Here is a 21,759-nt window from a genome sequence, read left to right on the forward strand (position 1 = left end):
GATCACCACCCGCTTCAACCGCGACCGCTGAGGCGGAGGCGTACAGCTGTGCCAGTAGGCTCTGCACGCATGGGAGAGCAGGAAGAGGCGGATTCGGCCTTGTCGGCCCGCCCGGCGCACACCGCCGTACGACGGCTCAGCGTGCGTAGCTGCCGGTCAGCTCGGCGCCCGTGGTGTGGTCACCGCGGTCGGTGATCTCACCGGCGACCCAGGAGTCGACCCCCCGGTCGGCCAGGGTCGTCAGCGCGGCGTCCACCGAGCCGGCCGGGACGATCGCGATCATGCCGACGCCCATGTTCAGCGTCTTCTCCAGCTCCAGCTGCTCGACCTGACCGGCCTTGCCGACGAGGTCGAAGACCGCGCCCGGCGTCCAGGTGGAGCGGTCGACGGTGGCGTGCAGCCCGGCCGGGATGACCCGGGCCAGGTTGTTCGCCAGGCCGCCGCCGGTGACGTGGCTGAAGCCGTGCACCTCGGTCGTGCGGGTGAGCGCCAGGCAGTCCAGCGAGTAGATCCGGGTGGGCTCCAGGAGCTCCTCGCCGAGCGTCCGGCCGAACTCCTCGACCTCGCGGTCCAGCGTCCAGCCGGCCCGGTCGAAGACCACGTGGCGGACGAGCGAGTACCCGTTCGAGTGAAGACCGGAGGACGCCATCGCGATGACGGCGTCACCCTTGCGGATACGGTCCGGGCCGAGCAGCCGGTCGGCCTCGACCACGCCCGTACCGGCGCCGGCGACATCGAAGTCGTCCGGGCCGAGCAGGCCCGGGTGCTCGGCGGTCTCGCCGCCGACCAGGGCGCAGCCCGCGAGGACACAGCCCTCGGCGATGCCCTTCACGATCGCCGCGACACGCTCGGGGTGCACCTTGCCGACGCAGATGTAGTCGGTCATGAAGAGCGGCTCGGCACCGCAGACGACGAGGTCGTCCACGACCATGCCGACGAGGTCGTGGCCGATGGTGTCGTACACGCCCATCTGACGCGCCAGGTCCACCTTGGTCCCGACACCGTCCGTGGCGGAGGCGAGCAGCGGACGCTCGTAACGCTTCAGCGCCGAGGCGTCGAAGAGTCCGGCGAAGCCACCGAGCCCGCCGAGGCCCGCGACCTCGGGGCGCTGCGTCTTCTTCACCCACTCCTTCATCAGCTCGACGGCACGGTCTCCGGCTTCGATGTCGACGCCGGCCGCCGCATAGGAAGCACCTGTTGTCTCAGACATGGCCTGGGATCTTTCGTGTGGAGATACGGGGCTGGTGGGAGGGGCGGCGGCGCGTCCGGGTCACGGACGGCGCAGCGCGTCGGCCGCGGCGGTGGCCGCGGGCCCTGCCGCCAGCTCGGTCTCCAGCAGCTGCTTGCCGAGCAGCTCCGGGTCCGGGAGGTCCATGGGGTACTCACCGTCGAAGCAGGCGCGGCACAGGTTGGGCTTGTCGATCGTCGTCGCCTCGATCATCGCGTCGATCGAGATGTACGACAGGGAGTCGGCCCCCATCGAGGTGCAGATCTCGTCGACGGTCATGCCGTTGGCGATGAGCTCGGCGCGGGTGGCGAAGTCGATCCCGAAGAAGCAGGGCCACTTCACCGGCGGCGAGGAGATCCGGATGTGGATCTCGGCGGCGCCGGCCTCGCGGAGCATCCGGACCAGGGCGCGCTGGGTGTTGCCGCGGACGATCGAGTCGTCGACGACCACCAGGCGCTTGCCCTTGATGACTTCCTTCAGCGGGTTCAGCTTGAGCCGGATACCGAGCTGGCGGATGGTCTGCGAGGGCTGGATGAAGGTCCGGCCGACGTAGGCGTTCTTCACGAGTCCGGCGCCGAACGGGATCCCGCTGGCCTCCGCGTACCCGATCGCGGCGGGGGTGCCGGATTCCGGGGTCGCTATGACCAGATCCGCCTCGACGGGGGCTTCGGCGGCCAGGCGGCGGCCCATCTCCACCCGGGACAGGTAGACGTTCCGGCCGGCGATGTCGGTGTCGGGACGGGCCAGGTAGACGTACTCGAAGACACAGCCCTTGGGCTTCGCCTCTGCGAAGCGGGAGGTGCGCAGGCCGTTCTCGTCGATGGCGACGAGCTCGCCCGGCTCGATCTCGCGTACGTAGCTGGCGCCGCAGATGTCGAGTGCGGCGGACTCGGAGGCGACCACCCAGCCGCGCTCCAGCCGGCCCAGCACCAGCGGGCGGATGCCCTGCGGGTCACGGGCGGCGTAGAGGGTGTGCTCGTCCATGAAGACGAGCGAGAACGCGCCCTTGACGTCGGGGAGCACCTTGGCGGCGGCTTCCTCGATGGTCAGCGGCTTGTCGTTCTCGTCGCGCTGCCCGGCGAGCAGCGCGGTCACCAGGTCGGTGTCGTTGGTCGCGGCGACCTGGGTGGCGCGGCCGTCCTTGCGGGGGAGGTCGGCGACCATCTCCGCGAGCTGGGCCGTGTTGACCAGGTTCCCGTTGTGGCCGAGGGCGATCGAGCCGTGCGCGGTGGCACGGAACGTCGGCTGCGCGTTCTCCCACACCGAGGCACCGGTGGTGGAGTAGCGGGCATGACCGACCGCGATATGGCCCTGGAGGGAACCCAGAGACGTTTCGTCGAAGACCTGCGAGACCAGTCCCATGTCCTTGAAGACGAGGATCTGGGACCCGTTGCTCACTGCGATGCCCGCGGATTCCTGTCCGCGGTGCTGCAGGGCATACAGTCCGAAATAGGTGAGCTTGGCGACCTCTTCACCCGGAGCCCAGACACCGAAGACGCCACAAGCGTCCTGGGGGCCTTTCTCTCCGGGGAGCAGGTCGTGGTTGAGTCGTCCATCACCACGGGGCACGACACCGAGTGTAGGCGAGATCGACCACTGGTCCGAATTGGGGACCGGTCGGCAAAGCCGGTACGGAGCACGGGGAACGGCTTCGCGTGACGCGGGGGGCGGGTGATTCGCGGGACTTCGGGCAGTCACGGTGAGTGACCGCCGGGTGGACCTCACAGGGCTCCGGGGAGCGGGTGCGACGCTCACTGCCGGGCCGGGAGGCCGGTTACCGGCCGGTAGGGGCTGCCGGCCGGGACCCGGCGGCAGCCGTCCGGCCGTGGCGCTCGGTGAACCTGCCCCCAACGCGCCCCGGCCGCTGGCCGAACGCTCGTTTCGTGGTGAGCCTCACACCGGGGAGCCGGATTCAGCCGCGCTCCTGGGTGCCCTCGGTCGTCGCGGGGGTGGCCGTGGCGCCGATGCCCTTGCCGTCCTTCGAGGTGACGGTGAGCGTGGAGCCCTTGACCGTGTACGTCGCCGGGCCGTCCAGCGCCGCGAGGACCGCGCGCTCCACCGCCATCTCCGCCTCCGGGCACATCTTCCGGGTGCCGGCCGGCGGGCCGAAGGTGATCGTGGAGCCCTTGACCGCCGCCTTGCCGTGGAAGGAGTTGCATCCGGAGTTGCCGTGTACGGTGCCGTCCTCGCCGAAGGTCAGGTGGGGCGCCCGGTCCTTCGGGAGGTCGGCGGGCACAGAGGTCGCCGTCTCGCCGCTGAGCAGGGTGTTCACCGCCCACCGGGTGCCGGTCAGGGCGGCCGGCTTCTCCTCGCTGAGCGCGAAGGTGTCGCCGCCCTCGGTGGTGAGGGCCAGCTTCTCGCCGGACAGCTTCGCGGTGAGCTCGCCGTCCATCGCGGCGAGGGCGGCCTTCTCGAACTTCTCGGTGTTCTCGTCGCACGCCATCTGCGTGGAGACGGGTTCGGCCAGGGTGATCCTGTCTCCCTCCACCCGGGCGGCCGCGCTGATGTGGTTGCACCCGAAGCCGGCCTTGGCCCGGCCCTTCGGGTCGAACTCCAGCCGGGAGCCCTCCGGGGCCTCGGTCTTCTTCCCGCCGACGGTGAGGGAGTCGACGCTCCACACCACTCCGGTGACGGGCACATCGCTCTGCACGGTGTCCCCGCGGTCCCCACCGTCGCCGCCGGAGCCGGGACCCGACTCCGTACCGCAGGCGGCGAGGGTGAGGAGGGCCAGGACGCTGACGCTGACTGCCATACGTTGTGTGTGCATGGCGATGTGACGGGACGGGCCCCCGATCCGGTTCCGTCGCCTGGTGTCCCTCAGCCCATCAGGGGCAGCAACGCGGTGAGATCGGCCCGCTCACCACTCGCACTGACCTCGGCGTTCTCCAGGGCCCGCGCCCACTCCGTACGCCCGGTGGCCAGCCGGATCCAGGTCAGGGCGCCGGTCTCCACGACGTTGGGCGGAGTGCCCCGGGTGTGCTTGGGGCCGCCGATGCACTGGACCACCGCGAACGGCGGGACGCGCACCTCGACCGAACCACCGGGCGCCCGGTCGGCGAGGGTGTCCGCCAGCAGCCGGGTGCAGGCCGCGAGCGCCTGCCGGTCGTACGGGATCTCCAGGCCGAGCGCCTGGTTCAGGTCGTCCGTGTGGACGGTCAGCTCGACGGTCCGGGTCACCAGGAAGTCGGCCAGCCGCATGGAGCCGACCCGGGTGGACAGCAGCCGGTCCCCCGTGCCGGAGGCCGGGACGTCCGCGAGGAAACCCGCCTCCACCTCCTCGTACAGCACGGCGAGGTCGGGGCGGCCGGTCGCCAGGTCCTCGACGTCCTCGGCGATCTTGGCGGCGTACGCGGAGGTGGCGGGCGGCCACTGAAGGAGGGTGAGCCCGGGCTTGGGCCCGGGCGGCTCCGGCAGGGCCAGGGACCGGCTCACACTGCCCAGGACCATCGCCACGTGCGCGGCGAGGTCGCGCACCCTCCAGGCGCCGAGCCGGGTCGGCCGGGCGAGCTGCTCGGGCGTCAAAGCGGCGACGGCGTCGCGGACATGGGCGAACTGGGCGAGGACCGCGGTCCGGGTCCTGAGGTGGTCGTAGGAGCGCGGGCGCTTCTTGGCCGGGGGCATGGGGGCGAGACTAACCGGCCGCGCCGACATCGGTGCCGACGGTGAACGTCTCGCCGTTCGCGGGTACTCCGACGCCCCGCCAGGTGAACGGGACACCCCGGGCGTCGTCGGGGTCGGGGCCGTCCATCAGGTGGAAGTGGAGGTGCGGCTCGGTGGTGTTGCCGGAGTTGCCCACGCGCGCGATCTCCTGCCCGGCGCGAACCCGGTCCCCGGCGGCCACCTTCAGCGAGCCGCGCCGGAGATGGGCGTAGGCCGCGTACGTACCGTCGCCGAGGTCGAGGATCACGTGATTGCCGAGGACGCGGTGCACGCCGAGAACCGAGCGGACGTTCCCCTCGATGAGCATCAGGTAGGCAAGCGCGGGAAGCGAGGTGCGGCTCAGGTGGTCGCGCTGGCCGTCGCTCGCCGCGACCACCGCGCCGTCGGCCACCGCGAGCAGGGGGGCGCCGAAGGCCGGGAAGGCGCGGTTGCGGCGGAAGAGCGGCCACACCCAGCGGAACGCCGGGCGGGCGGGGGGCTCCCCGTCCGCCACCTCCGGCTCGGCCACGATGTCGATGGCGTACGTCTGCCCGTACACGTGCGTCCCATGGCTCGGGACCTTGTCGGCCGGGCTGTTGAGGGCCGTCCAGCGGCCGGTCACCGGCGTGGCGACCTCGACCGGGTCATGCGGCTCGCCCCGGGGCGCTCCGGCCCCGGCCTGGAGCGCGAGCACCGCCATCAGGAGGAAGAAGGCGAGCGCCGCCGGCAGCAGCGTGGTCACCCAGCCCGGGCCGGGCAGGTCCACGAAGAACTCGGCCACCACCAGCGCGATCAGCACCACCCAGGCGATCCGGTGGGCCTTCTCCACAACAGTGCGGACGGACATGTCTCCCCCATGGCGTCGTGTAGGTCGTTCCGGTCAGGGCCGCGCCGCCGTCAGCACCACCAGCAGCGGCACCACCCGGGCGGCCGGCACCTCGTACCGGCCGCGGCCGGTCGTGTGCAGCCAGCCCGCGCCGGTCAGCTGGCGCAGGTGGTGGTAGATCTGGCCGGTGGTGCCGACCACGTCGAGCGCGGCCAGTTCGGCGGCCGTACGGCGGCCGCCGAGGATCTCGCGGAGCAGGCGCAGCCGGACCGGGTGGCCCAGCGCGGCGAACGAGTCGGCGGCGTCCGCCCAGTCCCCGTCGAGCAGGGCCTCGGTGAACGCGCCGTACTGCCACTCGTACTGCTCGCCGGTGGGCAGCCGGACCGAGCCCGTGTAGAGCACACCCCCGTCGACCGCGTCCTCCCCGGCATCGGCGAGCTGCTGTTTCAGCCCGTCCAACGCCCAGAAGCCGCCGTCGCCCAGGCGGGGGGACTCACGGTCCTGCCGCTCCAGCGCCGTGAGCCGCCTCTCCAGCTCGGCGACCCACTGCTCCAGCTCCATGACACCAACCTTACGTAATTACGTAATCTCGATCAATGGGATACGGGGACAGGCCGAAGCCCCCGCCCGGAGGACCCGGGCAGGGGCTTCGAAAAACGCCGGTCGGCGCGCGGCTCAGGCGAGCAGCGCGGGGATCGTCGCCTCGTGCGCCGTACGGAGCTCGCTCAGCGGGATGCTGAACTCGCCCTGGATCTCGATCTCCTCGCCGTCCACGACACCGATCCGGGCGACGGGCAGGCCCCGTGCGCCGCACATGTCGTTGAAGCGGAGCTCCTCGCTGCGCGGGATCGCGACGACCGCGCGTCCCGCCGACTCGGAGAAGAGGAACGTGAACGTGTCCAGGCCGTCCGGCACGACCAGCCGGGCGCCCTTCCCGCCGCGCAGGCAGGACTCGGTGACCGCCTGGATCAGGCCGCCGTCGCTCAGGTCGTGCGCGGCGTCGATCATGCCGTCGCGCGAGGCCGAGATGAGGATCTCGGCGAGCAGCTTCTCGCGGCCGAGGTCCACCTTGGGCGGCAGGCCGCCGAGGTGGCCGTGGACGACCTCGGACCAGGCCGAGCCGCCGAACTCCTCGTGGGTGTCGCCCAGCAGGTAGAGGAGCTGGCCCTCTTCCCCGAAGGCGACCGGCGTACGCCGGGTGACGTCGTCGATCACGCCGAGCACGGCCACGACCGGCGTCGGGTGGATCGCCGTCTCACCGGTCTGGTTGTAGAGCGAGACGTTGCCGCCGGTGACCGGGGTGCCCAGCTCCAGGCAGCCGTCCGCGAGACCGCGGGTGGCCTCGGCGAACTGCCACATGACGTCCGGGTCCTCCGGGGAGCCGAAGTTGAGGCAGTCCGAGATGGCGAGCGGCTTGGCGCCGGAGGCGGCGACGTTGCGGTACGACTCCGCCAGCGCGAGCTGCGCGCCGGTGTACGGGTCGAGCTTGGCGTACCGGCCGTTGCCGTCGGTCGCCATCGCCACGCCCAGGTTCGACTCGGCGTCGATGCGGACCATACCCGCGTCCTCGGGCATCGCCAGGACGGTGTTGCCCTGCACGAAGCGGTCGTACTGGTCGGTGATCCACGCCTTGGAGGCCTGGTTCGGGGAGGCGACCAGCTTCAGGACCTGCTCACGGATCTCGGCCGCGTTCGCCGGGCGGGCGAGCTTGCCGGCGTCGTCCGCCTGGAGCGCGTCCTGCCAGGACGGGCGGGCGAACGGGCGGTGGTAGACCGGGCCGTCGTGGGCGACCGAGCGCGGCGGGACGTCCACGATCTGCTCGCCGTGCCAGAAGATCTCGAGCTGGGAGCCCTCGGTCACCTCACCGATGACGGTGGCGATGACGTCCCACTTCTCGCAGATCTCCAGGAAGCGGTCCACGTGCTGCGGCTCGACGATCGCGCACATGCGCTCCTGCGACTCGCTCATGAGGATTTCCTCGGGCGAGAGGGAGGAGTCGCGCAGCGGCACGGTGTCCAGCTCGACGCGCATGCCGCCGGAACCGGCCGAGGCCAGCTCACTGGTGGCGCAGGAGAGCCCGGCGCCGCCGAGGTCCTGGATGCCCGCGACGAGCTTCTCCTGGAAGATCTCCAGGGTGCACTCGATGAGGAGCTTCTCCTGGAAGGGATCACCGACCTGGACGGCGGGGCGCTTGGCCGGGCCGGTGGACTCGAAGGTCTCCGAGGCCAGCACGGAGACGCCGCCGATACCGTCGCCGCCGGTGCGGGCGCCGTACAGGATCACCTTGTTGCCGGGGCCGGACGCCTGCGCGAGGTGGATGTCCTCGTGCTTCATGACGCCGATGCAGCCGGCGTTGACCAGCGGGTTGCCCTGGTAGCAGGAGTCGAAGACGACCTCGCCGCCGATGTTCGGCAGGCCCAGGCAGTTGCCGTAGCCGCCGATGCCCGCGACGACGCCCGGGAGGACGCGCTTGGTGTCGGGGTGGTCGGCCGCGCCGAAGCGCAGCGGGTCGACGACCGCGATCGGGCGGGCGCCCATGGCGAGGATGTCGCGGACGATGCCGCCGATACCGGTGGCCGCGCCCTGGTAGGGCTCGATGTACGAGGGGTGGTTGTGCGACTCGACCTTGAAGGTGACCGCGTACCCCTGACCGACGTCGACGACGCCGGCGTTCTCGCCGATGCCGACGAGCATCGCGTCGGACTGCGGCTTCTTCTCGCTGAACTGGGCGAGGTGGACCTTGCTGCTCTTGTACGAACAGTGCTCCGACCACATCACCGAGTACATGGCGAGCTCGGCGCCGGTGGGACGGCGGCCCAGGATCTCGCGGATCCGGGCGTACTCGTCCTCCTTGAGGCCGAGCTCCTTCCACGGCTGCTCGGCGTCCGGGGTCTCGGCCGCGTGCTTGACCGTATCCAGGCTCATGCGTTGACCAGCTTCTTGATGATCGAGGTGAAGAAACCGAGGCCGTCGGTGCGGCCGGTGCCGATGAGCGGCTCCACGGCGTGCTCCGGGTGCGGCATCAGGCCGACGATGTTGCCCGCGGCGTTGGTGATGCCCGCGATGTCACGGAGCGAGCCGTTGGGGTTGCCGTCCAGGTAGCGGAAGGCGACGCGGCCCTCGGCCTCCAGCTCGTCGAGCGTGTGCTCGTCGGCGGTGTACCGGCCGTCCATGTTCTTGAGCGGGACCCTGATCTCCTGGCCGGCGCTGTAGTCCGAGGTCCAGGCGGTCTGCGCGTTCTCCACCCGCAGGGGCTGATCGCGGCAGATGAAGTGCAGGTGGTTGTTGCGCAGCATCGCGCCGGGCAGCAGATGTGCCTCGGTCAGGATCTGGAAGCCGTTGCAGATGCCGAGGACCGGCATGCCGGCCTTGGCCTGCTCGATGAGCGGCTCCATCACCGGCGAGAAGCGCGAGATCGCGCCGGCCCGCAGGTAGTCCCCGTAGGAGAAACCGCCGGCCAGGACGACCGCGTCGACCTGGTGCAGGTCCGCGTCGCGGTGCCAGAGCGATACGGGCTCCGCGCCCGCGATCCGGACGGCCCGCAGAGCGTCCTGATCGTCGAGGGTGCCGGGAAAAGTGACGACGCCGATACGGGTGGTCACTTCTCCTCCTCCACCTTCACGACGAAGTCCTCGATGACGGTGTTGGCGAGGAAGGTCTCGGCCATCTCGTTAATACGGGCGAGGGCGGCGTCATCCACCGGTCCCTCGACCTCCAGCTCGAAACGCTTTCCCTGCCGAACGTCCGCGATTCCCTCAAAGCCGAGACGGGGCAGCGCACGCTGCACCGCCTGTCCCTGCGGGTCGAGGATCTCCGGCTTGAGCATGACGTCGACTACGACGCGTGCCACTGGCACTCCCGGTGTGGTGGTGTGGTGCGGCTGTCTCTCCGGGGGGCTCCCCAGACCCCCGCGGGTCCACTCAGCGTACCTGGCCGAAAATTCTACGCGGGTAGATATCGGACGGAACGGACTCGTGGCGCAGACGCCGAGGTCTCGGCGCAGATCACGCCGGGATATCGGCCGCGACAACGTGCGGGAAAAGTCCTGGAAAAAAATCACGTCCCGGATTGCGCACGGACACGCGGATGTAATTGGCTGGGCTTCACAATGCGGTACCCACCGCTGTACAAATGATTACCGGGGAAAGCAGCATTGCCCCGGGAACACCGGAACAGTCGACAGCCGTCGATCCGTATCCGCCTAACAGCCGGAAGGCCGGCCCACCGGCGCACGCCCGACGCGCGCCGACGCCGTAGGAAAGGACCGATATCCGTGGCTCAGCGCGTAGTGGTTACGCTCTCCGACGACATCGACGGAGGAACAGCGGCGGAAACGGTCACCTTCGCCCTGGACGGGAAGACGTACGAGATCGACCTCAATCCCGCCAACGCGAAGAAGCTGCGGAAGGCCCTGGCCCCTTACGTGGCGGCCGGCCGGAAGCAGACAAATGCCAGTAAGCACGGCAGGACCCCCGCGACGTACCACCACACCTCCCTCGCCCCGGACCCCGCGGCCGTCCGCGCCTGGGCCCGCTCGCACCGGATGGAGGTGCCGGCCCGCGGCCGGATCCCGAAGAAGGTCTACGAGGCGTTCAACGCGGCCGGCTGAGGAGCGGGCGGGAGCGTCCGCCCTCCGAGCGGCGGGGCGCCCGCCCGACGGACACACCCGCCCGACGGACACACCCGGTCGGCAGACGCACCCGGTCGGCAGACGCACCGTCAGGCGGGGTACGTGAGAGCGGGACCGGGCCCGGAGAGCCGGTCCGCGACCCGCTCCGGGAGACCCGCCGGGAGCCGACTTGCGCGACACCCCCGCAGGTCGGCTAGAGTCTGGAGCACGCCGAGGGGCGAGGCCGAAAGGCCGGATCCCGAGCCGCGTGCGGGTGTAGTTCAGTAGTAGAACATCCCCCTTCCAGGGGGAAGGCGCAGTGTGCAATTCCTGTCACCCGCTCTGCACGACTCCTCGGACCACTCCGTTGGATCAGGTAGAGTAGTGCTCGCTCCACCGGTGAAAGCCGAGTGGTTGCACTGCGGACGTAGCTCAGTTGGTAGAGCGCAACCTTGCCAAGGTTGAGGTCGCCAGTTCGAACCTGGTCGTCCGCTCCACAGAGACAAAGGCCCTGACCGATTTCGGTCAGGGCCTTTGTCGTTCCACGCGCCTCCCCATGACGTTTGTCATGAGCAGTGGTGACAGCGCGCACTGCTCGCGGGCCCGGTCCGGGGAGACGCTCGAAGCATGACCAGCGACGACTTTTCCAGCGACCGAACGACAGGTGGCACGACGGACGCGGAGACGGTGATCGCGGCGGACGGGGTCCGCCGCAGCTACAAGGACGGCTTCGAGGCCGTTTCCGGGGTCTCCTTCTCCGTGACCCGGGGCGAGCTGTTCGCCCTGCTCGGGACGAACGGCGCGGGCAAGACCTCCACCGTGGAGCTCCTCGAAGGACTGGCCCTGCCGACCTCCGGAACCGTCAAGGTCCTCGGCCACGACCCGTACCGCGAACGCGCCGCCGTCCGGCCCCGGACCGGGGTGATGCTCCAGGAGGGCGGCTTCCCCTCCGACCTCACCGTTCTGGAGACCGCGCGGATGTGGTCGGCGTGCACCACCGGCGCCCGGCCTGCCGCCGAGGCCCTGGAGATGGTCGGCCTCACGAGCCGGACGGGGGTGCGGGTCAAGCAGCTCTCCGGCGGGGAGAAACGGCGCCTGGACCTGGCGCTGGCCCTGACCTCGCGGCCCGAGGTGCTCTTCCTGGACGAGCCGACGACGGGGCTGGACGCGGAGGGCCGGCGCGACACCTGGGAGCTGATCCGGGCGCTCCGGGACGGCGGCACGACCGTACTGCTGACCACCCACTACCTGGAGGAGGCCGAGGCGCTCGCGGACCGGCTGGCGATCATGCACCAGGGGCAGATCGTGACGGCCGGGACGACCGCCGAGGTCACCGCGTCACAGCCCGCCAGGATCCGGTTCACGCTGCCCGAAGACGTACCGGCGGGGCACCTTCCGCTCTCGCTGCGGGCTGCGGCGGAGGGGCAGCGGATCGAGATCCGCACCGCCGCGCTCCAGGAGTCCCTGCACGAACTGCTGGGCTGGGCCGGGGAGTCGGGCGTTCGGCTGCTCGGGCTCGATGCCCGTTCCGCCTCCCTGGAGGAGGCGTTCCTCCAGATCGCGAACACCCAGCTCCGCTCCCGCGCCGACGACCCGCGCCGGGCGGGGGCCCGGCACTCCGGGTCCGGCCGCTCCACGGACGAGACGAAGAAGAAGGTGACGGCATGACGACCTCCACCGTCCTCGCGGACGAGCGCACCGCCCCCGGCCGCTCCCCCTCGCCCCCCTCGAAGGCCTCCGCCTCCGCGCGGCGGCTCACCGCGCTCGCCCGCGCCGAGCTGATCCTGCTGCTCCGCAACCGTTCAGCGATCTTCGTTGCCCTGGTGCTGCCGGTCGTGATGATCTTCTCGATCCGGGCCTCGCTCCAGCAGATCGACCTCGCCGGCACCGGCCTCTCCATCGCGGGCGCCGCCCTCACCGGCGGCATCGGCATCGTGCTGGTCCAGGTCGTCTACATGACCCTCGTCACCGGATACGTCACCCGGCGCGAGGAGCTCGTCCTCAAGCGGCTGCGCACCGGGGAGGTCACCGACCGCGAGATCCTGACCGCCAACGCGCTGCCCGCCGTCGCGTTGGCCCTCCTCCAGGTCGTGCTGCTGGTCGCGGCCGGCGCGGTCGCCTTCGACCTGAGCGCACCGAAGCGGCCCGAGCTGTTCCTGGCGGGGCTTCTGGTGGGTCTCGTGATGATGTCCGGCCTGGCGGCCGCTACCTCCGCGGTGACCCGGACGGTCCAGACCTCGCAGCTCACCACGTTGCCGCTGTTCTTCGTCTCGCTCTTCGCTTCCGGGATCTTCGTCCCGCTGGACATCTTCCCGGACGGCCTGGCCTCGGTGTTCGAACTGCTTCCGCTGACCGGTGTGATGACCCTCATCCGGCACGGCTGGCTCGGCGGTGTGGAGGGCGGTGACCTGCTCACGGCCGCCGTGGCGGCGCTGGCCTGGACCGCGTTCGCGGTGTTTGCTGTGCAGCGGTGGTTCCGCTGGGACCCGCGGGGCTGAACGAGACGGTGATCCCGCCAGGGCCCACAGGGACGACATGAAGGAGCTGAACGAGGTGATCGGTCGGGTACGGGGCTGGCGGCGCGGCTGGCACGAGCGCACCAAGCTCCAGCGCATCGACCTCTACACCCGGGTCACGCTCTGCGCGCTCCCCTGGCTCTTCCTCGTCACCTGGGGCCTGCTCCCGCTCGTCAGGGTCTTCGGCCAGGGCCCGGTCGCGGTGTCCCTCGCTGTGGCGTTCCTCGTCGTGAACGCCGCCCAGTGCCTGCTGAGCAACCGCAACGTGTCCCCCGCCTTCGCTCACTACCGGGGCGTGGAGCCCTTCCCGCCGCGGCGGCTGCGGCTCCCCGCGGTGCTGCTGGCGCTGCTGACCGGCCTGCTGGTGGCTCTCGCGGCGGTGGGCGGTGTCGAGGACGCTGGGCTGGGCCTGCTGGTGCTGGACCTGCCGCTGGCGTTCATGACGCCGTACGTGCTCATCGTGCCCGTCCGGAAGTACGTGCTCCGGTGCGCGGCCTTCGCGGTGGCGGTCGTGGCGCTGCTGGCGGCCGTCGGGGTGCCCGGCCGACTGCTCTTCGGGGCGGCCTTCTCGCTGCTCGTCGTCTTCCTGCTGGTGCTCGTCTCGGGCCGGCCGAGCGCCTGGAGCCTGTCCGTGATGTGGCAGGCGGAGGAGGCCCGGGACATGCAGGCCCGGCTGGCGGTGGCGGAGGAGCGGCTGCGGTTCGGCCGGGACATGCACGATGTGCTGGGCCGGAACCTGGCGGTGATCGCGCTGAAGAGCGAGCTGGCCGTCGAGCTGGCCCAGCGCGGGAACGCGGCGGCCGTGGACCAGATGGTCGAGGTGCAGCGGATCGCCCGCGCATCCCAGCAGGAGGTACGGGATGTCGTACGGGGCTACCGCGAGGCCGACCTGCCCACCGAACTGCTCGGCGCCAAGGGCGTGTTGGAGGCCGCCGGGATCACCTGCACCGTCGAGGGCGCCGACGGCCCGGCCGGAATCGGGGCACCCCCGGCGGTGCAGGCGGCCCTCGGCTGGGTGGTCCGTGAGGCGGCGACCAACGTCCTGCGCCACGGCGACCCGCGGCACTGCGTGATCCGGCTCACGACGACGGCGGGCGCGGTCGTGCTGGAGGTCGAGAACGACGGGGCCGAGGGGGCCGCCGGGACGGGTGAGGGTGGCTCCGGCCTGGCCGGGCTCCGCGAGCGGCTCGCGGCGCTGGGCGGGTCGCTGGAGGCCGGAACGGCCGGGGACGGCCTGTTCCGCGTCACGGCGACGGTCCCGCCCACGGCCCCGCCCGGCCGCGCCTCCCCCGCCACCCGGACCCTTTCCCCGGAGGAACGATGACCACCTCCCGTACCGTCCCCTCGGAGGGAAGATGACCACCGACGCCTCCGGCGGCCGGCCCCTGCGGGTCCTGCTCGCCGACGACGAGCACCTGATCCGGGGCGCGCTGGCCGCGCTGCTCGCCCTGGAGGACGACCTCGTGGTGGTCGCGGAGGCCGCGAGTGGCCCGGAGGCGCTCGCGATGGCCCTCGCACACCAGCCCGATGTCGCCGTCCTCGACCTCCAGATGCCGGGCGCGGACGGTGTGAAGGTCGCCACATCGCTCCGCGGTGAACTCCCCGGCTGCCGCACCATGATCGTGACCAGCCACGGCCGCCCCGGGCACCTCAAGCGGGCGCTGGCCGCCGGCGTACGCGGGTTCGTGCCGAAGACCGTCAGCGCCCGGCGGCTCGCCGAGATCATCCGTACCGTCCACGCCGGAAACCGCTACGTCGACCCGGAGTTGGCGGCCGACGCCATCTCCGCCGGGGACTCCCCGCTGACCGCCCGGGAGGCCGAGGTGCTCGAACTGGCGGCGGACGGGGCGCCGGTCGCGGAGATCGCGGAGCGGGCCTCACTCTCGCAGGGGACGGTCCGCAACTACCTCTCCTCGGCCGCCTCCAAGATCGGTGCGGAGAACCGGCACACGGCGGTGCGTCTCGCCCGCGAGCGGGGTTGGGTATAGTGAGCATCGCGCTTCGGCGCACTGCGGACGTAGCTCAGTTGGTAGAGCGCAACCTTGCCAAGGTTGAGGTCGCCAGTTCGAACCTGGTCGTCCGCTCCACAGAGAAGGCCCCGATCCTCACGGATCGGGGCCTTCTTCGTGTCTCCGTGGCCGGCTACGACCAGTTGGAGCCGGTCAGGACCTCGTACGCCTCGATGTACTTGGCGCGGGTCGCGTCCACGATCTCCTGCGGCAGCGCCGGCGGCGGCTGCTCGCTCGCGCGGTCCCAGCCGGAGGCCGGAGAGGTCAGCCAGTCACGGACGAACTGCTTGTCGTACGACGGCTGCGCGCGGCCCGGCTTCCAGGTGGCGGCGGGCCAGAAGCGCGAGGAGTCGGGCGTCAGCACCTCGTCGGCGATGATCAGCCGCTCGCCGCCGTCCTCGGTCTTCTCGAAGCCGAACTCGAACTTGGTGTCGGCCAGGACGATCCCGCGCTGGTGGGCGATGTCCCGGGCCCGGCGGTAGACGTCGAGCGTCGTCCGCCGCAGCTCGGCGGCGGTCTCCACACCGACCTCGCGGGCGATCTCCTCGTAGCTGACGTTCTCGTCGTGGTCGCCGACGGCCGCCTTGGTGGCCGGCGTGAAGATAGGGCCGGGCAGCTCGGAACCGTCGACCAGCCCCTCGGGGAGGCCGATGCCGCAGACCGTGCGGGAGGCGTTGTACTCGACGAGCCCGGAGCCGGTCAGATAGCCGCGGGCCACGCACTCGACCTGGACCATGCGCAGGGACTTGCAGATGAGGGTGCGGCCCTCCCAGTCCGCCGGGGCGCCGGGCGGCAGCTCGGTGGAGAGGACGTGGTTGGGCACGAGGTCGGCGAGCTGGTCGAACCACCAGAGCGAGAGCCGGGTGAGGACGCGGCCCTTGTCGGGGATCTCGGAGGGCAGGACCCAGTCGTACGCGGACATACGGTCGCTGGCGACCATGACGAGGTCGCCCGCCTCGTTCCGGTACAGGTCGCGCACCTTGCCGGTGTGCAGGTGGGTGAGGCCCGGAACCTGTACGGGCTCGGGCTTTTCTACAAAACCGGACACGGTGCCTCCGCGTAGATTGATCCAGGAGCGGTTCCGATTGTCCCGTACGGAGGGGGCGGAGCGCGCGCGGGGCTCGACCGGGGCCTGTCGCGCTTGCGGATCCGGTCAGTCCCGCTTGCGGATCCGGTCAGTCCCGCTTGCGGATCCGGTCAGTCCCGCTTGCAGATCCGGTCGAGGAGGTTGGCCGTCGCCTGCTGGATCCGGCGGTCGGTGTGGCCGGGGCGGTCCAGGGCCGGGGACCAGGCGAAGGTGCCGGAGGCGAAGACGAGCGCGCCGGAGGGGGCCTGGTAGAGCGAGGTCTCCTGGTGGCGTGTGGCGCCCTCGGAGTCCTCGTACGGGGAGTGGGCGAGCAGGATCCGGTTGTCGTGCTCGGGCAGGCTCGTACGGGGGAAGTAGCGGTCGGCCTCACCGGCGACCAGGCCCGGGATCTCGTCGCCGTCGGCCGCGTCCGCGGAGTCCCAGAGCCAGTGCTCGGCGTTGCGCACGACCAGCGGACTGGGCTCGGGGACCCGGCCCGCGTACTGGATGCCCAGGAGCTGCTGCTCGGGCCGGTCCACCTCCCGCCAGAGCGCGGACTTGCCCGGGCCCCGGCGCTTGCGGCAGGTCAGCAGGCGGTCGGGGACTCCGGATGCCGAGGGGGCGAGGCCCACCTGCCAGTACATGGTGTTGGCGGAGAGGAAGACGAGCGAGGTGCCGGAGTCGCGGGCACGCTCGGCGGCCCGGCGCATGGGCAGCGACCAGTATTCGTCGTGGCCGGGGAAGACCAGGCCCCGGTAGCGGCTGGGGTCGATGCGGCCCGCGTGCAGGTCACGGGCGTCGGCGTAGGCGAGGTCGTAGCCGTACCGCTCGGCCCAGCGGATGAAGTCGTACGCGTGCCCCACGTGCAGGGGCAGGCCCGCCCCGGCGTACGGGCGGTCGAACGAGATCGTGACGGCGGCGTCCTCCTCGCCGAGCAGCCGCCCCCGCTCGTCCCACGCGTGGTAGAGGCTGGCGCCGGTGCGGCCGTCCTCCGGATAGAGGTTGTACGCCTGCCAGGTGATGTCCGGGAGCAGCAGCAGCAGGTCGGCGGGGTGGTCGTGGCGGACGGTGAACGGGATGTGCGAGCGGTACCCGTCGGCGGTCGTCAGGACGGCCACGTACGCGCCGACCGACCAGTAGCTCGGGATCTGGAGCCGCCAGGACATCCACCAGTGGTGGCAGGAGACGGTCCGGTCGGCGGCCAGCGGCGGCGGCTGGACGATGCCGGAGAGGCGCGGGCTCGTGGTGATCTTGGCCGCGCCGTCGCCGCCGTAGTGACCGATCCGGTAGACGTCCACGGAGAACTGCTGGGGCGGGTCCACGGTGATGTGGAAGTCGACGGCCTCGCCGGGGGCGGCCGCTCCGGGCGAGACGAAGCCCTTGATCTGCCGGTGCACGTCGTCGGCGGTCCGGGTGCCGCCGCCGGTGGACCGGCCGAGGTCGGCGTACCAGGGGACGACCTGGCCGGTGTCGTCGAAATAGTTCTCACTGCCGCGCAGCCAGGGCAGCGGTCCCTGTCCGAAGGGGTCGCTCACCGCGTGCGCGAGAGCGCCCGACTCCCATCGCCGAATCTGCTCCGCCCCCATGCCGCGCCCCTCCCTCAGGTCCCCCGGACCACTCCGGCGCGCACGATGTCAGCGCCTGTCCCCAGCACATCACATAACGCACGCACTCCGTCACCCTTCGTCGCTAATTGACGTGAGCGGAACCTTTCCTTCCGGCTTACCGCTGATGTACCGCTGGCGTACCGCAGGTCGTCCCCGGGATCACACCAGCCGTACGGGCTTGTCGGAGCGGACGCCCACTTCGGCCAGCCAGGACCGCAGAGGGTCCGGGTCGCCGTCCTCGACCAGGCTGAGGACCGGCGTCGCGAGGTCCGCCCGGCGCTCGCCGTCCACGAGCAGCGCGGGGCCGTCCAGCCAGTCGAGGCCGGGCGCCGCGCCCGCCGTGTCCACGGCCGCGCAGCAGACCATGGCGGCGACGTGGTCGGCGAGCAGCTCCGTGCCCGTACGCGGCGGCTGGAGCGGGAAGAGGGGGAGCGGGTCGGGGCCCCAGAGGTCGAGGGGGTCGGCGCCGGCGCCGGATGCCGTCTGCTGGGCCGGGCCGGGCGCCGGGGCCTGGGCGTCGTCGCGGGCGACCGCCGCCCCGATGCCCGCCGCGAGCTCCTCACCGGGCCCGCCGGGACCGGCCAGGTGTTCCATGACCCGGGCCAGGGTGGGCACCGCCGGATCGGCCGCGGAGGCCGGGGGCACGCCCATGGCGTCGAGCACCCGGTGCAGCCGGGCCGCCTCCGTACGCCACTTCCGGTCGACGACCTCGTCGGGATACTGCTGCCAGTCCACCGGCGCCCAGTCCGGGCCGCTCTCCGCCGGGCCGCCGTGGAAGAGGCGGGCGGCGAGCAGGGAGGTGGCCTCGTCGGCGATGCCGGGCTCCTCGAGCAGGTCGCAGGCGGGGCGCTCGCCGAGGCGCGAGGTGAAGCCGTCGGCCAGCCGGTCCCGGCGGGAGAGCTCGGTGAGGGCGGAGACCACTCCGGCGTCCAGCCGGCAGGGCCAGCGGCCCATCCGCCAGGCGGGCAGCGCGACCCGGGTCAGCAGGCGGTCCCAGCCCGCGTAGGCGAGGCCGACCTGCTCCTGGGCGGCGATGCGGAGCGCGTAGTCGACGCCCTGGGCGCGCATCGAGGCCGTGGCCGCCACGCACCGCTCCATCTCGGCGGCGTGCTCCCGGCAGGCGCGCAGCAGCAGCCGGGAGACCCAGCCGGCGAAGGTGACCGGCGCCCCGCGCAGCGCGCCCCGGCCGGGGGCGGCGCCGTCGGCCACCGCGGCGTCCAGACCGCGGACGAAGCGCCGGGCGGCGGCTATGTCGGGGTGCGCGGACGAGCCGGTGCCCGCCACGACCGGGGCGAGGACGGCGCGGAGCTCGGCGACCCGCATCCACCACAGGAAGGGCGAGCCGATCACCAGGACAGGGGCTGCGCTCTTGGCTTCCGCTGTCGCTTTTCCGCCGCTGCGGTGCGTGCGGTCCTCAAGCCAGCTGTCGCAGTCCGGGGTCAGCGCTATGGCCGACGGGGCGGGGACGCCCAGCCGGTCGGCCAGGTCCCGGACCAGCCGGTAGAGGTCGGGGGCACCCTCCTCCGCCACGGGGACGGTGGGGCTCACGGCGGGCCGCGCCCGGGCGACGGACACCGCGACGGCGGCGGCGACCAGCAGCACCACGACGGCGACACCGAGCACCGCCCAGCGCACCCCGTCCCAGACGGGCCCGCCGAGATGCCCCTGGGCGCCGGCGGCGAACAGCACGACGGCCACGGCCGCGGGCGTGATCACCACGGCCAGTGCCCTGCTGCGGATCCGCAGCAGGGCGAGCGCTCGGGCCTGTGCGGCCCGCGCACCCAGCTCCTCACCCACGTCGATACCGGACACGGCCGGATGTCACCCCCTCTGCCCCGCGACGGTTGCTCACTCCCCCACTGTGGCACCCGTCACTGACATCGCAATGCCGGTGGGCCAAGTGCCGGAACGCCTGCGCCGCACCCTAGTTGGGGTCCCGGCGGGCGTCATCCGTCTGGCCCAGTCGTCACCCGATGGAATGGCTTTGGGCAAAGCTGCTGACGTGTCCGCGTCCGTAGGGCAGGGCTGCGGCTCTGTGCACTCCACGCGGCAGCCCCTCGCGCCGCCCGCGTACGCCGGTGGCGTACGGGGGAGGCGGGAGGGGCTGCCTGTGGTGCTGGGCGGGTGACCGGCCGATCAGCCTCCGGCGGCCTTCAGGGCGATGTCCGTCCGGTGCTGGGAACCGTCGAGGCGGATGCGGCCGAGCGCGGTGTAGGCGCGCTCACGGGCCGCGGCGAGGTCCTTGCCGGTCGCGGTCACCGAGAGGACCCGGCCGCCCGCGCTGAGGACCGCGCCGCCCTCGGCGCGGGTGCCGGCGTGCAGGACGTACGCATCCGGCGCATCCTGCGCCGCGACCTCCGCGAGCCCGTCGATCGGGTCGCCGGTGCGCGGGGTGTCCGGGTAGTTGTGCGAGGCGATCACCACGGTGACCGCCGCGTCGTCGCGCCACGTCAGCGGCGGGAGCACGTCCAGGGTCCCGTTGGCGGAGGCGAGCAGGACACCGGCCAGCGGCGTACGGAGCCGGGCCAGCACGACCTGGGTCTCCGGGTCGCCGAAGCGGGCGTTGAACTCGATGACCCGCACCCCGCGTGAGGTGATCGCGAGGCCCGCGTAGAGCAGCCCGGAGAAGGGCGTACCCCGGCGGCGGAGCTCGTCGACGGTCGGCTGGAGGACGGTTTCGAGGACCTCGTCGACCAGCTTGGGGTCGGCCCATGGGAGCGGGGAGTAGGCGCCCATGCCGCCGGTGTTCGGGCCCTCGTCGCCGTCCAGGGCGCGCTTGAAGTCCTGGGCGGGCTGGAGCGGCAGCACGGTGGTGCCGTCGGTGATGGCGAAGAGGCTGACCTCGGGGCCGTCGAGGAACTCCTCGATGACCACGCGGTCGCAGGAGAGCGCGTGGTCGCGGGCGGCGGCGAGGTCGTCGGTGACGACGACGCCCTTGCCCGCCGCGAGGCCGTCGTCCTTGACGACGTACGGAGCGCCGAAGGCGTCGAGGGCCTCGTCGATCTCCGTGGGGGTGGTGCAGACGTAGCTGCGGGCGGTGGGCACACCGGCCCCGGCCATGACGTCCTTGGCGAACGCCTTGGAGCCTTCCAGCTGGGCGGCTTCGCCGGAGGGGCCGAAGCACGGAATGCCGGCCGCGCGCACGGCGTCGGCGACCCCGGCGACGAGCGGCGCCTCCGGGCCGACGACCACCAGCTCGGCGCCCAGTTCGGTCGCGAGGCGCGCGACGGCGTCACCGTCGAGCGCGTCGACCGGGTGCAGTTCGGCCACCTCTGCGATGCCGGCGTTGCCGGGAGCGCAGTACAGAGCGGTGACATCGGGGTCGAGGGACAGAGAGCGGCACAGGGCGTGTTCGCGGGCGCCGCCGCCGATGACGAGGACCTTCACGGGGTGCAGCCTAGCCGCCGGGGGCGGTGGGCCCGGACGGCCGCCGGTCCGTGGACGGCGTGCGCGGCCCGGGGTGCCCTGCCTCACTGCTCGTTGGTGAACTCCTCCACCACGGTGGCGCCCAGCTCGCGGACGATCAGCTCGTGGCCGGAGAGGGCGGAGTCGACGAGATCCGGGTCGTCGGCCTCCGCGGTGTCGTCCTCGGGGGCCACGGAACGCGGCGGCTCGTGGGCGTACCCGCTGTGGGAGGGCTCTGGGGCGGAGGGGCCCGTGCCCCGGCCCTGCTGGGTGGGATGCGACTGCTGCTGCCCGGAGGAGGAGGACGGGGCGGCGGTCTGCTGGTTGTTCTGCTGGCTGTGCTGCTGGGGGGCGTGTGCCGGGCTGCCCTCGTACGCCGTTGGTGCCGGGGTGGCGGGTGAGGGCATCGGGGCGGGCGTGTACTGCGGGGCCGGGGGTCGTCCGCCGACGGGGGGCGGGGGGGCCGCACCGCCGCCGGAGGTGTCGACGACCGCTTCGACCCGCCACTGGGCGTTGAACCGCTCGGCGAGTGCCTGCTTCAGGACTTCCTCGCTGCCGCTGCTGGCGAAGTTGTCCCGGGCGCCCGCGTTGATGAAGCCGATCTGGAGGGTGGTTCCGTCGAACCCGGTCACCTGGGCGTTCTGGCTGAGCAGGATCCAGGTGAAGCGGCGCTTGTTCTTCACCGCCTCCAGGATGTCGGGCCACATGCTCCGGACGTGGCCGGCGCCCTGGGCCATGCCCTGGCCGCCCGGCGCCGGGGCGGCCGGTGCGGAGGGGGCCGCCGGGCCGCGACCGAGAGCAATCCCTTCGCCGGCAAGGCCAACAGCGGCGCCACCTGGACCAACGACATCAGT

The 21,759-nt window shown here is 72.0% G+C and carries 18 protein-coding genes, 3 tRNA genes and 2 pseudogenes; 9 read left to right on the plus strand and 14 right to left on the minus strand.

The window, feature by feature from the left end; genetic code table 11:
• Nucleotides 1–136 precede the first annotated feature (136 nt).
• The 9 genes from purM to purS form a co-directional block, all read right to left on the minus strand.
• Complete coding sequence (purM, locus tag ABZ154_RS32070; protein WP_356837880.1) at nucleotides 137–1,210, minus strand: phosphoribosylformylglycinamidine cyclo-ligase; 1,074 nt, start codon at nucleotides 1,208–1,210, stop codon at nucleotides 137–139.
• A 60-nt stretch (nucleotides 1,211–1,270) separates the two neighbouring features.
• Nucleotides 1,271–2,797 carry an amidophosphoribosyltransferase gene (gene purF / locus ABZ154_RS32075; protein WP_151512952.1) on the minus strand — a complete coding sequence of 509 codons (1,527 nt, stop codon included), beginning with the start codon at nucleotides 2,795–2,797 and terminating at the stop codon, nucleotides 1,271–1,273.
• Nucleotides 2,798–3,140: 343 nt separating this feature from the next.
• Nucleotides 3,141–3,995, minus strand: coding sequence for an META domain-containing protein (locus ABZ154_RS32080; protein WP_356837881.1), 855 nt, complete (start codon nucleotides 3,993–3,995; stop codon nucleotides 3,141–3,143).
• A 50-nt stretch (nucleotides 3,996–4,045) separates the two neighbouring features.
• Complete coding sequence (locus ABZ154_RS32085; RefSeq protein WP_356837882.1) at nucleotides 4,046–4,849, minus strand: sterol carrier family protein; 804 nt, start codon at nucleotides 4,847–4,849, stop codon at nucleotides 4,046–4,048.
• A 10-nt stretch (nucleotides 4,850–4,859) separates the two neighbouring features.
• The gene (locus ABZ154_RS32090; protein WP_356837883.1) at nucleotides 4,860–5,714 is read right to left on the minus strand and encodes a M23 family metallopeptidase; all 855 of its coding nucleotides are present in this window, start codon (nucleotides 5,712–5,714) and stop codon (nucleotides 4,860–4,862) included.
• Nucleotides 5,715–5,747: 33 nt separating this feature from the next.
• Nucleotides 5,748–6,254 (minus strand): helix-turn-helix domain-containing protein, encoded by a 507-nt coding sequence (locus ABZ154_RS32095; RefSeq protein WP_356837884.1) that lies wholly within the window; start codon nucleotides 6,252–6,254, stop codon nucleotides 5,748–5,750.
• Nucleotides 6,255–6,368: 114 nt separating this feature from the next.
• Nucleotides 6,369–8,618: a phosphoribosylformylglycinamidine synthase subunit PurL gene (purL, locus tag ABZ154_RS32100; protein ID WP_356837885.1), complete on the minus strand. Its 2,250-nt coding sequence runs from the start codon at nucleotides 8,616–8,618 to the stop codon at nucleotides 6,369–6,371.
• A complete protein-coding gene (purQ, locus tag ABZ154_RS32105) occupies nucleotides 8,615–9,295 on the minus strand; it encodes a phosphoribosylformylglycinamidine synthase subunit PurQ (protein WP_356837886.1) in 681 nt (226 codons plus the stop codon). The genes purL and purQ overlap by 4 nt, the downstream gene beginning before the upstream one ends.
• The gene (purS, locus tag ABZ154_RS32110; RefSeq protein WP_010056446.1) at nucleotides 9,292–9,543 is read right to left on the minus strand and encodes a phosphoribosylformylglycinamidine synthase subunit PurS; all 252 of its coding nucleotides are present in this window, start codon (nucleotides 9,541–9,543) and stop codon (nucleotides 9,292–9,294) included. Before purS ends, purQ begins: the two co-directional genes overlap by 4 nt.
• 423 nt (nucleotides 9,544–9,966) lie before the next feature.
• On the opposite strand from purS, the gene ABZ154_RS32115 reads away from it, so the two are divergent.
• The 8 genes from ABZ154_RS32115 to ABZ154_RS32150 all read left to right on the plus strand — a co-directional run bounded on the left by ABZ154_RS32115 (nucleotide 9,967) and on the right by ABZ154_RS32150 (nucleotide 14,905).
• Entirely contained in the window at nucleotides 9,967–10,302 is a 336-nt protein-coding gene (locus tag ABZ154_RS32115; RefSeq protein ID WP_109164514.1) for an Lsr2 family protein, read from the plus strand.
• A 270-nt stretch (nucleotides 10,303–10,572) separates the two neighbouring features.
• Nucleotides 10,573–10,644 (plus strand) — tRNA-Gly (locus ABZ154_RS32120).
• A 79-nt stretch (nucleotides 10,645–10,723) separates the two neighbouring features.
• Nucleotides 10,724–10,799, plus strand: a tRNA-Gly gene (locus tag ABZ154_RS32125).
• A 130-nt stretch (nucleotides 10,800–10,929) separates the two neighbouring features.
• A complete protein-coding gene (locus tag ABZ154_RS32130) occupies nucleotides 10,930–11,970 on the plus strand; it encodes an ABC transporter ATP-binding protein (protein ID WP_356837887.1) in 1,041 nt (346 codons plus the stop codon).
• Nucleotides 11,967–12,800, plus strand: coding sequence for an ABC transporter permease (locus tag ABZ154_RS32135; protein ID WP_356837888.1), 834 nt, complete (start codon nucleotides 11,967–11,969; stop codon nucleotides 12,798–12,800). Before ABZ154_RS32130 ends, ABZ154_RS32135 begins: the two co-directional genes overlap by 4 nt.
• A gap of 37 nt (nucleotides 12,801–12,837) precedes the next feature.
• On the plus strand, nucleotides 12,838–14,142 hold the full coding sequence (locus ABZ154_RS32140) for a histidine kinase (protein WP_356837889.1): 1,305 nt from the start codon (nucleotides 12,838–12,840) through the stop codon (nucleotides 14,140–14,142).
• Nucleotides 14,143–14,173: 31 nt separating this feature from the next.
• Nucleotides 14,174–14,806 carry a response regulator transcription factor gene (locus ABZ154_RS32145; protein ID WP_356837890.1) on the plus strand — a complete coding sequence of 211 codons (633 nt, stop codon included), beginning with the start codon at nucleotides 14,174–14,176 and terminating at the stop codon, nucleotides 14,804–14,806.
• A 23-nt stretch (nucleotides 14,807–14,829) separates the two neighbouring features.
• Nucleotides 14,830–14,905, plus strand: a tRNA-Gly gene (locus ABZ154_RS32150).
• 55 nt (nucleotides 14,906–14,960) lie between these two features.
• On the opposite strand, the gene ABZ154_RS32155 is transcribed toward ABZ154_RS32150, so the two are convergent.
• From ABZ154_RS32155 to ABZ154_RS32175, 5 genes and pseudogenes are all read right to left on the minus strand, one after another.
• Entirely contained in the window at nucleotides 14,961–15,875 is a 915-nt protein-coding gene (locus ABZ154_RS32155) for a phosphoribosylaminoimidazolesuccinocarboxamide synthase (protein ID WP_356837891.1), read from the minus strand.
• A gap of 149 nt (nucleotides 15,876–16,024) precedes the next feature.
• Nucleotides 16,025–17,479: a N,N-dimethylformamidase beta subunit family domain-containing protein gene (locus ABZ154_RS32160; RefSeq protein ID WP_356837892.1), complete on the minus strand. Its 1,455-nt coding sequence runs from the start codon at nucleotides 17,477–17,479 to the stop codon at nucleotides 16,025–16,027.
• Between the two features lie 180 nt (nucleotides 17,480–17,659).
• Nucleotides 17,660–19,312 (minus strand): hypothetical protein, encoded by a 1,653-nt coding sequence (locus ABZ154_RS32165; RefSeq protein ID WP_356837893.1) that lies wholly within the window; start codon nucleotides 19,310–19,312, stop codon nucleotides 17,660–17,662.
• A gap of 324 nt (nucleotides 19,313–19,636) precedes the next feature.
• A complete protein-coding gene (gene purD, locus ABZ154_RS32170; protein ID WP_356837894.1) occupies nucleotides 19,637–20,887 on the minus strand; it encodes a phosphoribosylamine--glycine ligase in 1,251 nt (416 codons plus the stop codon).
• An 83-nt stretch (nucleotides 20,888–20,970) separates the two neighbouring features.
• Nucleotides 20,971–21,690, minus strand: a pseudogene (locus ABZ154_RS32175) (DNA polymerase III subunit gamma and tau); the annotation flags it as partial.
• Between ABZ154_RS32175 and ABZ154_RS32180 the strand changes: the two are divergent.
• Nucleotides 21,688–21,759, plus strand: a pseudogene (locus ABZ154_RS32180) (non-reducing end alpha-L-arabinofuranosidase family hydrolase); the annotation flags it as partial. The pseudogenes ABZ154_RS32175 and ABZ154_RS32180 overlap by 3 nt on opposite strands.

The sequence above is a fragment of the Streptomyces sp. NPDC006261 genome, from assembly GCF_040613515.1.
Classification (GTDB): domain Bacteria; phylum Actinomycetota; class Actinomycetes; order Streptomycetales; family Streptomycetaceae; genus Streptomyces.

Coding starts and splice junctions, on each gene's coding strand:
- purM (WP_356837880.1), bottom strand. CDS start 1,210: ATGTCTGAGACAACAGGTGCTTCCTATGCGGCGGCCGGCGTCGACATC.
- ABZ154_RS32135 (WP_356837888.1), top strand. CDS start 11,967: ATGACGACCTCCACCGTCCTCGCGGACGAGCGCACCGCCCCCGGCCGC.
- ABZ154_RS32095 (WP_356837884.1), bottom strand. CDS start 6,254: ATGGAGCTGGAGCAGTGGGTCGCCGAGCTGGAGAGGCGGCTCACGGCG.
- ABZ154_RS32080 (WP_356837881.1), bottom strand. CDS start 3,995: ATGCACACACAACGTATGGCAGTCAGCGTCAGCGTCCTGGCCCTCCTC.
- ABZ154_RS32085 (WP_356837882.1), bottom strand. CDS start 4,849: ATGCCCCCGGCCAAGAAGCGCCCGCGCTCCTACGACCACCTCAGGACC.
- ABZ154_RS32130 (WP_356837887.1), top strand. CDS start 10,930: ATGACCAGCGACGACTTTTCCAGCGACCGAACGACAGGTGGCACGACG.
- ABZ154_RS32090 (WP_356837883.1), bottom strand. CDS start 5,714: ATGTCCGTCCGCACTGTTGTGGAGAAGGCCCACCGGATCGCCTGGGTG.
- ABZ154_RS32140 (WP_356837889.1), top strand. CDS start 12,838: ATGAAGGAGCTGAACGAGGTGATCGGTCGGGTACGGGGCTGGCGGCGC.
- purL (WP_356837885.1), bottom strand. CDS start 8,618: ATGAGCCTGGATACGGTCAAGCACGCGGCCGAGACCCCGGACGCCGAG.
- ABZ154_RS32145 (WP_356837890.1), top strand. CDS start 14,174: ATGACCACCGACGCCTCCGGCGGCCGGCCCCTGCGGGTCCTGCTCGCC.
- ABZ154_RS32160 (WP_356837892.1), bottom strand. CDS start 17,479: ATGGGGGCGGAGCAGATTCGGCGATGGGAGTCGGGCGCTCTCGCGCAC.